Origin of the sequence: Okeania sp. SIO3I5 (assembly GCF_010672085.1) — a bacterium.
Classification (GTDB): Bacteria; Cyanobacteriota; Cyanobacteriia; order Cyanobacteriales; family Microcoleaceae; genus Trichodesmium.
This window is the reverse complement of record NZ_JAAHHT010000061.1, coordinates 1-12,406: the sequence shown is the minus strand read 5'-3', so window position 1 is coordinate 12,406 and position 12,406 is coordinate 1. Positions and strand designations below refer to the sequence as shown.

General features: G+C 35.5%; 15 protein-coding genes and 1 pseudogene. 5 read left to right on the top strand and 11 right to left on the bottom strand.

The annotated features are described in order from the left end of the window. From F6K40_RS15935 to F6K40_RS15925, 3 genes are all read right to left on the bottom strand, one after another. The coding region (locus F6K40_RS15935) for a glycerol-3-phosphate acyltransferase (RefSeq protein WP_293137463.1) at positions 1 to 336 on the bottom strand (336 nt) is incomplete at its 3' end. 111 nt (positions 337 to 447) lie between these two features. Continuing rightward, positions 448 to 699: a glycerol-3-phosphate acyltransferase gene (locus tag F6K40_RS15930; protein WP_293137489.1), complete on the bottom strand. Its 252-nt coding sequence runs from the start codon at positions 697 to 699 to the stop codon at positions 448 to 450. Positions 700 to 790: 91 nt separating this feature from the next. After that, positions 791 to 1,306, bottom strand: a complete 516-nt coding sequence (locus tag F6K40_RS15925) for a hypothetical protein (protein ID WP_293137461.1) — start codon at positions 1,304 to 1,306, stop codon at positions 791 to 793. A 251-nt stretch (positions 1,307 to 1,557) separates the two neighbouring features. On the opposite strand from F6K40_RS15925, the gene psb35 reads away from it, so the two are divergent. Further along, positions 1,558 to 1,734: a photosystem II assembly protein Psb35 gene (gene psb35, locus F6K40_RS15920; protein WP_293137459.1), complete on the top strand. Its 177-nt coding sequence runs from the start codon at positions 1,558 to 1,560 to the stop codon at positions 1,732 to 1,734. Between the two features lie 570 nt (positions 1,735 to 2,304). Here psb35 and F6K40_RS15915 read toward each other — a convergent pair. Next, on the bottom strand, positions 2,305 to 3,639 hold the full coding sequence (locus F6K40_RS15915; protein ID WP_293137457.1) for a TMEM143 family protein: 1,335 nt from the start codon (positions 3,637 to 3,639) through the stop codon (positions 2,305 to 2,307). A 1,071-nt stretch (positions 3,640 to 4,710) separates the two neighbouring features. Here F6K40_RS15915 and F6K40_RS15910 point away from each other — a divergent pair. Next, positions 4,711 to 6,102: an HD domain-containing phosphohydrolase gene (locus F6K40_RS15910; protein WP_293137455.1), complete on the top strand. Its 1,392-nt coding sequence runs from the start codon at positions 4,711 to 4,713 to the stop codon at positions 6,100 to 6,102. Positions 6,103 to 6,419: 317 nt separating this feature from the next. On the opposite strand, the gene F6K40_RS15905 is transcribed toward F6K40_RS15910, so the two are convergent. Next, entirely contained in the window at positions 6,420 to 6,578 is a 159-nt protein-coding gene (locus F6K40_RS15905) for a hypothetical protein (protein WP_293137453.1), read from the bottom strand. Between the two features lie 68 nt (positions 6,579 to 6,646). Between F6K40_RS15905 and F6K40_RS15900 the strand changes: the two are divergent. After that, positions 6,647 to 7,746: pseudogene (locus F6K40_RS15900) on the top strand (IS701 family transposase). Between the two features lie 189 nt (positions 7,747 to 7,935). On the opposite strand, the gene F6K40_RS15895 reads toward F6K40_RS15900, so the two are convergent. The 3 genes from F6K40_RS15895 to F6K40_RS15885 form a co-directional block, all read right to left on the bottom strand. Next, a complete protein-coding gene (locus tag F6K40_RS15895; protein ID WP_293137451.1) occupies positions 7,936 to 8,517 on the bottom strand; it encodes an RNA-guided endonuclease InsQ/TnpB family protein in 582 nt (193 codons plus the stop codon). An 85-nt stretch (positions 8,518 to 8,602) separates the two neighbouring features. Next, positions 8,603 to 8,797 (bottom strand): hypothetical protein, encoded by a 195-nt coding sequence (locus F6K40_RS15890; protein ID WP_293137449.1) that lies wholly within the window; start codon positions 8,795 to 8,797, stop codon positions 8,603 to 8,605. Positions 8,798 to 9,040: 243 nt separating this feature from the next. Continuing rightward, positions 9,041 to 9,280: a helix-turn-helix domain-containing protein gene (locus tag F6K40_RS15885; RefSeq protein ID WP_293137447.1), complete on the bottom strand. Its 240-nt coding sequence runs from the start codon at positions 9,278 to 9,280 to the stop codon at positions 9,041 to 9,043. Positions 9,281 to 9,687: 407 nt separating this feature from the next. On the opposite strand from F6K40_RS15885, the gene F6K40_RS15880 reads away from it, so the two are divergent. Beyond that, positions 9,688 to 10,290: a pentapeptide repeat-containing protein gene (locus F6K40_RS15880; RefSeq protein WP_293137445.1), complete on the top strand. Its 603-nt coding sequence runs from the start codon at positions 9,688 to 9,690 to the stop codon at positions 10,288 to 10,290. Positions 10,291 to 10,983: 693 nt separating this feature from the next. Here F6K40_RS15880 and F6K40_RS15875 read toward each other — a convergent pair. From F6K40_RS15875 to F6K40_RS15865, 3 genes are read right to left on the bottom strand one after another with little or no spacing between them, the layout of a single operon-like run. Further along, positions 10,984 to 11,307 carry a hypothetical protein gene (locus tag F6K40_RS15875; RefSeq protein WP_293137443.1) on the bottom strand — a complete coding sequence of 108 codons (324 nt, stop codon included), beginning with the start codon at positions 11,305 to 11,307 and terminating at the stop codon, positions 10,984 to 10,986. After that, positions 11,295 to 11,573 carry a hypothetical protein gene (locus F6K40_RS15870; protein WP_293137441.1) on the bottom strand — a complete coding sequence of 93 codons (279 nt, stop codon included), beginning with the start codon at positions 11,571 to 11,573 and terminating at the stop codon, positions 11,295 to 11,297. The genes F6K40_RS15875 and F6K40_RS15870 overlap by 13 nt, the downstream gene beginning before the upstream one ends. Before the next feature lie 48 nt (positions 11,574 to 11,621). Beyond that, positions 11,622 to 11,828, bottom strand: a complete 207-nt coding sequence (locus F6K40_RS15865) for a helix-turn-helix domain-containing protein (protein WP_293137439.1) — start codon at positions 11,826 to 11,828, stop codon at positions 11,622 to 11,624. Positions 11,829 to 12,291: 463 nt separating this feature from the next. Between F6K40_RS15865 and F6K40_RS41595 the strand changes: the two genes are divergently transcribed. After that, complete coding sequence (locus tag F6K40_RS41595; protein WP_483143771.1) at positions 12,292 to 12,399, top strand: transposase-like zinc-binding domain-containing protein; 108 nt, start codon at positions 12,292 to 12,294, stop codon at positions 12,397 to 12,399. Positions 12,400 to 12,406: the final 7 nt, after the last annotated feature.

Here is a 12,406-nt window from a genome sequence, read left to right as displayed (position 1 = left end):
AATTCCCCAACTAACATTAGTAACACCGCCACCTTGAGCAATAAAATATCTACCCGCCACTAAAAATATTAATCCTACTAATTGCCAAGTAGGAATTTCTGGAAATAATAATTTTGCTGCTAAAACAGGAGCAATACCTCTACTAATTTCTGCCAAGACCGCAAATATTGCCACAGATTTCCGTGCGTGAATAAATGCGGCTGCCACACTAACATTACCTGTACCAACTTTTGCTAGGTCGATATTTGCTAAACTTTTAACTATTAAATTAGTTAGAGGAAAAGCACCGAGATAAAAGCAGAAAATTAGAAATAATACTGGAATTAATATTTGCATATCAATATATATCTATCTTTTTGAAAGAAATCCCAAACGAGCCGACCATTTTTGCCTATTACTAATATTAAAAAACCTGTAATTCCCGAAGCAAAAATCACAATAGGAGAATCAACTTGTAATTCCCCAACTAACATTAGTAACACCGCCACCTTGAGCAATAAAATATCTACCCGCCACTAAAAATATTAATCCTACTAATTGCCAAGTAGGAATTTCTGGAAATAATAATTTTGCTGCTAAAACAGGAGCAATACCTCTACTAATTTCTGCCAAGACCGCAAATATTGCCACAGATTTCTGTGTGTGAACAAATGCGGCTGCCACACTAACATTACCTGTACCAACTTTTGTTAGGTCGATATTTGCTAAACTTTTAACTATTAAATTAGTTAGAGGAAGAGCGCCAAAACAAAAGCAGAAAGTTAGAAATAATGCTGCAAATATTTACATATCAAGAGACATCTTTGTATGGTCGCCTAGCAGTCACAGGATTAAACTGAGTATCCACAAACTGCACTGACTTGTCGGTCTCAATCCACAAATGTGCGCCACAAGGCAAGGGGTCATAAGGCTTATAAACTATACGACACGGACCATCAAGAACCATCTGATAACCCATATCATCACGATTTGTCTGCTTCAAACTAACTACTGGTATCAACTGGTCAGGAGTCATTAGGGGATCGTACTTTATTCTTTTGGCATTTGCTTTAATGAAATGTTGATTGACATGAATCTTGGTTGGATTCTTGCGCCTGTGATGACACCAAACACCTTTCGGACCTCTCTTGCCTGGTATCACAATAGGCATTTTTCTCTTTCCATAAAGAGGAATTTGCCAAAATCCCTTATTATCTTTATCAGCACCTTTGATTCTACCTTGATAAAGTAAAGCTCTGACTCGTTGACAACAAATACCTAACAAAAAAGCAGCTTCTCTCGTTCCAATATATTTTTTAATAGTCATTTTTAGTCTAGCACTATAGTTCTAGGGTAAATAATTTATTGATTTAATTAGTTATAAGAATGAATTTTACTCATCATAAGAATAATTACTGTCACATTTGCTACATTATGTTTTTTGAGGGTTGCTCACGCATCACAGACAGATATTAACCTTCACTTACTCTGGAAATAATAGTGAATTTTTTTCAATTTCTCCAGACTATGAGATAATATTAATCATACTCAAATAAAAATATAATAGGAATATTTAATATGGTACAAGGCGATTTATGGATTCCGATAGCAGTTGTAGTAGTAGGCTTTGTGGCTGCTGTGACTATAGGTTCAATTGCTTGGTATAATTCTAAGCGTCCTCCAGGTTGGGAAGATATCCAACGTCCTGATTATGTGCCTAAAATTAGCGACAAGGATGAAAATAGCGAGGCTTAGGTAAGTAAACTATTGTAGATACCTTTGCTATCTAACTTCAGAAGGCTTTCCGGTATAATCTTTGATTTACCCAGATATTAGTAATGAGTACATGATTATGGCATTGAACTATAATCATGTATAAAAATTAATAGTTTCTCGAAACCTTGCCAGAAAACTGGCGGTATAAGGAACGTAAAAATCAAGATCAACTAATCATAGATGCCACCTGCGCTCCTGCAAAAAGAGGATTTAGTCAGCGCCAAAGTGATGGCCAAACTTAAAGATACTTCCGCAACTGCGATAGAACTCCCTTCTGCTGCTCGATCAAACTACGTTTCCCTTCGCGATCGCAATTACTTTTTTAGTAATCAACCTTTCCACCCTTTTAAAAGAGGCTTTTTCTCTTTTTTTGATTTGCAGAAAAAACTGTTTTTGCGGTCTGTTTAATTATTTAAATTTATAGTTATATGAATGATGATATTTTTTTATTATCATCATTTGTTTTAAATAATGAATAAACCGTTTTCAGATTTTTTCAGTAAACCCCAATTATCAAAGACATTACTGAAGAATATTGGTATTGTAGTGCTAACTATAAAGAAACGCATGATCCCAGATATAATCTATTATTTTTTTCGCATCATCTAGAGATAAAACTTGACAACAACCATTTGCATCATAGGTCAGTAATGAAATCTCTGGAATCTGCTTTTTATCTTTACTATCACTGACAATTTTACCTTTAATTTGTGTCAAATTATTCAAAGGACCATTAATATCAAAATCAATTTTTGTATCAAACTTTTGCTCCATCCATGCTTCAATTTTGTTATCCAATTGTTCTGTAGTAAGTGATGTATTGCTAGTTAGCAAGTGATAATAAACTAAGATAATTTCCTTACATTCTTCTTCTTCAGCATCATCAACTAAAGATTGAAATACACCTGCATTATTAGCAATATTATTAAAAAATAAGGTTTCTGTTACCTGCTTTTGAAACTTAATCTGTTTATTTTTGTATTGAGTATATTGCTTGAAACAAAATCCTCCTAAAGTAAGCAATAAAGATAATGTAGCTATTAAAATTCCTGTCATATTCCTAATGTCTTCCTGACTTGCTCTCAAGTTGAATTGTTCTACATAAGACGGACCAAGAGCTAGAAAAACAATTACACCTATAATTAGTAAAAGTTGGGGTAAAATTTTTAGGGCAATAGGTACTGCTGCACCAATAGCAGGCACTACTAACATCAGGCGGTCTTTCAAAGTCATACTAATTTTTACGTTAGGAAATAGAAACTCAATATCGTTTTTAGGAATATTTTTATATAGAGAAATATAGATTTTACTAGGCATCAAATTAGAATCTTCCATAGATTTTTCAGAAGGATTAGCATCCTTTTGATTTTGGCATTTAATTAATAAAGCAACCCTTTCAAAAATATCGATTTTCTTTTCAAGTTTTCGGAAAAATTTCTTGACTTTTATTCTTTTATATATGTCTCCCCGACAGTAACATATCATTTCTTCAAAATCATCAAAATTGACATCCGTTTTAAGTTCAATTAGCGATTTTTCTTGAAAGGCACGTTTTAAACTAGCTTGAGATATAGGATAATAATTACCTTGCTCTAGAATTTTCTTGAAACTCTCAACAACCTTACTTTTCATCATGGTAAGTTGTGAGTTTGAGTAATCAACAATATATTTAGTATTAATATCGGGATTAAAAGGAGCATAGTTTTCCTTTAATATTTCTAGTGTTTTATGTAGCTTAAAATGGTAATAAGCGACTAAAATAGAACAAAAATCTCTAAACTTTTGTAAAGAAGTATTTGGTAATTTACCATCTTTAATACAAAGTTCTATTAAATCTCTACGAGAATAAGGAATAAATGCTTCTCTATCTTGATAAACTGTCATAGTTGTATACCTAATTAGATGAACATATATTTTACCACATTTTTTATTACAAAGATTTAATAATACTTGACAAAATCATTAGGGTCTGTATAAATATAATAGCTCTAATTATCCTAATATCAAGAGTAACTAAAAAAAAAGACAAATATTTAAAGACAAATTTAGTAGTCAGGAGATAAAATTAAAAAGTATGAACACTCATTCATTAATGGATAATGGATAATGGATAATGGATAATGGATAATGGATAATGGATAATGGATAATGGATAATGGATAATGGATAATTACCTCTCCCTAAAAGGGAGAGGATTGACTCAAAGGAAAAGATTTATTTTCTTCTCCTTTATTGGGGAGGCTTTAAACGTGAATTATCTAATTATTTAATTGTTTAATTATTAATTAATTATTAATTATTTAGGTAATTAGCTTTGAAAAGGTTTGAAAAGAGATGTTTGACCTCAGAAAAACCATCCATTTTTTAGAAGCAGAGCATTTTATCTAAGCTTTTTAAGCGTTATGGTCATTCAATAATTATTAATTATGAATTATTAATTACCTCTTCTGTAATACAAGGATTGGTTAAAAGGAATTTTTTTCTTCTCTTGGTCGATTGGATATGCCGTTTTCGCCTAAGAACCGACATGAAACGCAAACGAACGCTTTTTTATCCTTGAAAGGAGAGGCTTTGAACCTTGATTTTTCGGTAAGATAAAGGTGACAAATAAATAATGTTAAGAGTATCCCCTTTCAAGGGAATAAAAAAAGAAATTTCTGAATTTATTGCCTTTAACTAAACCCGGAGGAACTGATAACTGATAACTGAAAGGATCGACAAGAAAACTTCCTATAACTGATAGTAAATTAATTAGTTATGACCGAAAATATGCTACTAATTCAAGACTAGCAAATATTATGTTGTGTAGGTTTTTAAACTGATTTATACTTCCACACCAGCAAAGTTACTAAATCTGAAAGTAGTACATAATTTATATCTAAATTTTGTAGCTTACTAATTTGACAAAAACCCTAAATTAATTTTTTTTCAACCGAATAATTATCATTAAAAAAAATGGATTCCAAAGCAACTTTAAATCAACTTAAAACAATAAGTCCAGAAGGAAAACTCCCCTCTAGTTATGGAGTTTATTTTAAAAATACATTAGTAGCTCTATGTCATGCTTTAGAAGACCACATATTACAAGTCAGTAGTCAACATCCAGATGCTCAACCATTAGTTTTAGTAACATTTCAACAAGGAAAATGGTATCTGCAAGAAGCAGACCGTTACCAAGAATTAGCTGAATGTAGCCGTCACGTTATGATAGCAGCAGTACCAGATAGTGGGTTGTCCAAACATCCTACAAGTAAATTAGATAATGTATCCTTAGTTAATCTAGACATAAATGACAGTCTAGTTAATGAATGGAATCTAATTATCCTAGCTCCAAGTTACCAAGCTATGGTGCTTTGCCATGAACTCTCCGAAGATGAATATTTACCCCACGGTAAACCAACTGTAGATATAGAGAGAAAATTCTACGGTTTATGGACTTTCGATGAGACCTTAGTAGCTAAAGCTGCCGAAATTCTTGTAGAAAGATGTCGCCCTTATAACCGAGTATTAGCAGACACCATTCAAAAACAACATCAGGAAATAGTTACTACTGAAGGGATACCAGCTACAGATATGACTGATGTAGTATCTCGAATAGTTTCTTACCTGCAAACTTCCCAGCAGCAAATGATAGCCATGAATAAGCAAACAAGGGAACTTTGGGAATTAGAAGGTCAAGCATTACGAGTTAGTCGCAACCTCAACGCTAATAAATTGCAGGCATTTTTACGCATGGCTCAGAAAGTAGACGAACGTGACCAAACAAATTCCATTGCATCTCTACAAGTATCAGCTTTATCTGAAACTTTAGGGCAAATGTTAGATTTACCTACTCTACAGTTACGACGTTTGCGGTTAGCTGGATTATTATTTCGAGTAGGGTTAACCTCAGCACCACAAGAAATATTTACTCACACACCAGACGAATTAGATGATGCAACGTGGAATTTTTGGCAGGAACGGAGTGTGTTTGGAGGTCAGTTATTAGCAGCAATGCCAGAGTTAGCATCTGTAACTAAAATTATTACTCATCACTTGGAATATTGGGATGGTAGTGGTAAACCAAATGGTCTTAGAGAAAAAGAAATACCTATAGAGTCTCGAATCTTGGGATTAGTTTCTTACTTCCAAGAACTGACACAACCACGGGGTAAACGAGCTGCTCTTAGTTTAGGAGAGGCGTTAGAAAAGTGTAGCGATCGCAGTGGTAGTTATTTTGATCCTACTTTAGTAGAAACTCTCAGTAATGTGATTCGATTAACAGAAATGGGTCTCATGCAATTACCTCAAAGGCCAACTCAACTGCCTAACGTTTGGTTAGAAGAAGCAGTTACTATAAAGACTTGAAAAGGCTAAAACTTTTGCCTGTAAATGCTTTTAGATTTAATCAGCAAGCCCTATTTAGAGATGGGGGAATGGGGATATGGGGGCATTTTTCTACCTTTTTGCTCTATCCTATTAGATTAGACATCTCCACCCAAAGAGGGAACAGGGAGAGGGAATTGATAATTTATGGATAAGAATTGATTTTATTTTTGATTTTTGGAGATGTCTATTTCTCTCACTTCTGACTTCTGATTCCTGAATCCTGACTCCTGAGTCCTTTGCCAAAAACCAGCACTTTTGCAAAGATAGGCTTAGGGGTAATTAACAGCTTGACATAATCAGGACTTACGCAAAGACACTATATATAGCGTATGCATGCGTAGAGCGATCGCTTGATAAATTGTAGCGATCGCCTGAACAACAAAATTACCATAACTAATACAAAGATACGCTAATCTAATTGATTTTAGCTCTATATAAATGTGGCCAATTGTCAATAATTTTTGCTAAAATACCCTGATTCTTGTAGAATAATGTTATTGTTAATTTGAGCTAACTTTCTGGAATTTTAACTATATTGATCCCATATCAATATCTACTTAATTCCCATACAAATTATACTATCACTTGCTCAATTCAAATCACCTAGAAAATGTTAGCCATGATACGATAAATCGTTATTTGAAAATCGAAAACTTTGATAACCAAGAATTAGGTCGAAATGTTAAAAAAGAAATAGTAACTAACACTGAAGGTTACTTAATATTTGATGATACAGTTCTTAACAAGAAACATAGTAATAAAATTGAATTGGTTCGGCGACAGAAAGCGTGGTAATGAGCATCAAGTAGTTTGCTGACGCAAGGCTGCGCCAACGTGGTATAGGAATAGTAAACTGTATATATTTTAATCCCAAAATCGAACGATTTTGGCTCATAGATTATCGAATTTACGACCCAGATACTGATAAAAAGACCATGCGGAGATCATGTAGAAGAAATGATTTTATGTGTGTCAAATCAGAAAAAATTACCATTTAAGACTGTATTAATGGATAGTTGGTATGCAACACAAAGGTTGATGGGATTGATAGATAATATGGAAAAAATATATTATTGTCCCTTAAAAACAAATCGTTTAGTAGATGATACTGGTGGTGTAGAAAAATATAAAAGCATAGGAGAATTAAGTTGGAACTCCTCAGAAAAAATATCAGGGAAAATAGTTAAAATAATCATGTTTTCCAAAAGATAAAAAAGCGAGTGCGTAATTCTGAGGTCTCCTCAGAATGTAAGACGCACTCAAGACAGTCAAGCTCCACAAGGGCAACTGTTTCTACCAACTTCAGCAGAATATATTGTCACTAACGACTTAAGTCAATCTTCAGTAGATGCTGTAGAGTTTGAATCTCTTGCCTAGATGGAAAATTGAAGAATTTCACAGAGAAATCAAGCAATTAACAGGTATTGAATGCAAGTCAATGTCGTCTCAGCGACATTCAAAAAAATCATATAGCCTGTGCTATGTTAGTCTGGAATTTCTTATGCATGCTTTGCAGTAAAAATAGGAAAAACTATTTATCAAGTCAAACATGAATTACTCTCAGATTATCTGATCCAAGAGTTAAAAAAGCCCACAATAAAATTCAGGGCTATTTTTATATAGGAGGTGTTTTTAACCCTTGTTTTAACAATGGCAAAAATCTTGAGGCGATCGCTACGCTTTATCAAGCGATCGCTCCCTGTTAGTATGCGCTATATATAGTGTCTTTGCGTAAGTCCTGATAATCATAGATTATCTACTACAATCTATGATTATCTGTTCTATTCTTGCTTCATTCTGGCAACGTCGGCGTTATCCAGTCCACAAGCTGACACGGGCGAACTGCCCGCCATAGCTAAATTTAATGCTGCATTCAAATCTCGTTCGCGCTAGCGTTGCGGAGCAATCACAATTGAAACCACAGTGTTCACACTTAAATACTCTTTCAGATAAAGATAGAGAATTTTTAACCTGACCACACCTACTGCAAGTCTTAAAACTAGGAAACCATCTATCGGCGATGAATAGTTCCGAGCCATATAGTTTACACTTGTACTCTAACTGTCTACGAAACTCGTAAAAACCCATGTCAGCAACAGCCTTAGCTAGCTTGTGATTTGCCATCATACCTGATACATTTAAGTCTTCACCCACCCCTCTTGCTCCCCTCCCAGGAGGGGATGGGGGTGGGTTGTGGTTTTTAGCCAAATAAGTTGTTAATTTATGTAATGTATCTTTTCTAATGTTAGCTATTTTGCTATGCAGTTGAGCTATCTTAAGTTGAGCCTTTTTCCAATTGCTAGAGAACTTAGTTTTATGTTGGTTTAAATATTGCAACCGAGAGAGTTGAGCTTCTAACTTTCTATAAGATTTAGCACGCTTAGAATACCTCACCAGTTGAGAGTGAAGAAGCGTGATTTTACACCCAAATCTACACCAACTACATCTACTGATTTCTCAGTAATTTTGGTTGCTGTTTCTATTTTAAAGCTGACAAACCAACGACTTGCTCTTCTGTAATAGTTACAGATTTAGGAGTAACATTATCTGGTAATATTTCATAAGTTTTCACCCATCCAATTCTTGGTAATTGTATGCGATCAAAGCCTACAGATATTGAACCATCTAAATTATTAATAATAGTTTTGTTGCGAGATAGTGCTAGAAGCATCATAAAATCTGGTAAGACCCAAGAAAATTTATTAATGAAAAAGCATTTTCCTGTAAGGCTTTCAGGATATTAGTGCAACAAAGCGATTAATAATTAATTATTAATTTTCTTTCATTATTAATTGTTCATTATTCATTATTCATTACTATTTTACCTTTTTTCTTGAATTTAGGTTGACCAGAAACTTTGGTAAAGCAGCGTTTCCAAGCAATGGACAAATACCTTAAAGCATACTGAGGCGCAGACTCAAGATACTTCATAGTACCAATAGTTTTTAGGTTTAACCATTGCTACTAAAAGTTTATGCAGGTCGATTGCAGAAGGAAATTTAAGTTTACTACCAAGGTTATTTGAATTGTGATCAAGGATGTTTTTAGTTAACCACAAGCCGCAATTGTAAGTATGACGCGCCACACCAGCGTGTTTAGCTACCAGCGTTTTTTGCTGGTTTGTGGGGTGTAGTTCAGTTTTAAATCCAAGTAGCATAAACAGATAATCCCAGATTTTTATAGATAATACCAGATTTTAGCCAACAGTTACAAGCCCCTTTATTGTCCATCCAATATCTCAAGCATTTATTTTGAATAAATTGAGATGTCCGAACGGCCTCATTAGCATACTTTATAATATTGCTCAGATTTAGCTTTGGCTTTGAACTCATAAATTATCATTTTGGCTCGACCTACTTTTTTTTCCTTAATTATATAGCATAATTAACTTAAGAAATGCCAAGCAAAGATTAGAGTATTTTGACAGGCGACTTTTGTCGCGCCCAGAGCTTTTCATCCATGGGAAGCGGCGACATGGTTTTCAAGCTCTCGTCCAACTTTGATAAAATCTTTCCACATAAATTGTAGGATATTCACTTATTTCCTTACCTATTCTAATTTCTAATGAATGAATTAAAATCTGTTGATATTTTAGCTATTCGATCGGGAAAAATTAAACTTTTGGCAAATCTTCACCTCCCTGGTGTAGATTTAGCAGGAAGCCAACTTTCAGAAGCAGACTTCTACCAAGCTTATTTGCTTGGAGTTAATTTCGCTGGTGCTAATTTAAGACAAGCAAAACTGAGAGCTAATCTTAGAGGTGCTGACTTTACTGGTGCTGATTTAAGAGGAGCAGACTTTCGCAATGCAGACCTACGAGGTACTATTTTGATCGATGCTCAACTCAGGGAAGCTAGCTTTGCAGGAGCTTTCTTAAATGGAGCTATATTTAATGATTTGGACCTCAGTGGTATTGATTTTCGTGGGGCTGACTTACGAGGAGTGAATTTGACTAGAGCAAATTTGTTTCAAGCAGAGTTAAGCAGTGCTAATCTTTCTGGTGCAGATTTATCTCAGGCAGATTTAGAAGAGGCTAATCTGAGTGGAGCCATATTGCGGGGCACAAATTTACAAAGAGCCAATTTGTTCTGTGCTTTGCTAGAACAGGCGGACTTGACCGGGACATTACTAACAGATGCTTGTGTGGAAGGTACACCTCTTGCTTGACATACTCCCGACGTTGCCCTTACGGGACCCATAGGGATTCTGAGCGCCTGGGAAACCCTGACCGCTGTTTTAACAGAGGTGATGTCCTCCCCCTGTGTTGATAATAATCCGATTTTTTGTATCAGAAGGGCTGAGTTATAATCTCTATCTAATTCTTGACCACATCTAGAGCAAGAATGCCAGCGCTCTGATAAGCTTTTAGAGACTTTATTTAAGCATTCCCAACAATGTTGAGACGTACCTTTTGGGTCTACGCGTGATAATTCTCTTGCCTAATTTCCAGGCTACGTACTCTAAGACTTGAACTTTCCGGGCAAAATGCTGCATCCTGCAAGGACTTATTTAATCCTGACTTCGCTGATTGACCATTGGGCAAAAACTGACCATTGTTACCTAATTTAGCTTTGCAGCGTCTCACTAAAGAAGCTATCTGTAGGTTTTCTAAAAATATCACAGTTACATCACGCTCACAAATGATAAGTCAGTTTGAATTGCCAATCTAAAGGTTGTCTAGCTATCAACTGATGCAGTGATCGAATTTTACCCTTGAGAATCTTACTCGGCTTTGAATGTTTTTGTCTGTTAGCCAATCTCGCTTGAAGTAAAGAGCGCCGATGTTCAGAGATCCTAAAAAATTTGGGCACTTCTATAAACTCACCATCAGATGTAACATCATAGTGTAAAAATCCCAAATCAATACATGCATGAGTTATCTTCAGTGGGTTGAATTTCTGCACGCCTCAAAGGTACCGTTTTATCTTCTATGGTAAAGCTGATATACCATCCATCCGCCGCGCGTATTACTGTACCTGCCTTAACCTTGAAACCTTCTGGTATTTGGCGATTATACACAAAAGGGACTATACCAATTTTTGGTAGATTGACGCTGCGGACGACCGTTAGCATTTTTGACAATATGGCTATTTGATAACTGAGGATAGCTGAACGAATTATAGTAATGTTTATCTTTAAATTTAGGTCTACCACTGGTTTTACCATTTTTATCAGGTAAAGCATAAGTTATCCATTGTTGTTTGTACACGTTGGATAGCATCTTGTAAAACTTGGGAATGGATAGACTTGTACTCAGGAAAAAGTGTTTTAGTTTGTGCTAAGTCTGCTAATTGAACAGTCTCCGAGAAAATATAGCCATTAACTATATTTGGATGCTTATCCCCTTTCTTTGTTATCGGATTACCATTATTGTCCTTTTTTCTGCCATCTTGTGTTTGTATCCTAAATTCAGGGATATTCTGATATATGCGGTGTACGGACCTTCGCATTTTCGTTACCGCCCAACTCAACAAAAATGCGTTTTCCGTTCCGGAATGCTACGCTTTCCATGTCGCGCAGCGAAACCTCCCTACTACTGAAACATTAAGAGGACAATGCTGTACTGGTGTGCGTGTTGCTTCAAACCAGTGTAACCGTTCAGCTAAACGGTAATTATATTGGCAACAAGCCATGGATAACCAATTGGACATAATAACCGCTTGCCTTTTATGTGCTTTTAACTTGTACTTGTATTTCAGTAGCATAATCTGTATCGACCTTGATATCTACATTAGTTATTATCAGGACTTACGCATAACCACTATATATGGTAGGGGGTAACGGCTTTTCGCCGCTACATCTAGTGTATAGTTTGATATCTTGCGTAAGTCCTGATTATATCAAAAATCAGGATCAACCATACACACGGGCGCCCGGCTTTCCCGTCCCTCCGCTCCCCTACGGGAGAGCGCGGGACTTCCCGCTGGGGGAGTTAAAAGTAGCCGGGCTAATTTTTTGTCGTCAGAGAATATTTACAACCCTATATTTATTTTAGATCCTGTGCTTCCGACACTTCCGACACTTCCGACACTTCTGACACTTCTGACACTTCCCACCCCCTCCTCCTACTTTTCGGGCGTTGGTAAATGGAAAGATGAAGTGAGTAATCTACTCATAAGATAGGTAGGCAAAATGGAATATGTAGATAGCGCTAAGTAAATTAAGTCTATGCAATGTCCAGAGTGTGCTAGTAAACATATCCGCAAAAATGGTCATAGAGGAGATCAGCAAAATTATATCTATCTATCTGTGTTAAATGTGGTCGGCAGTTTATAGAAGTCTA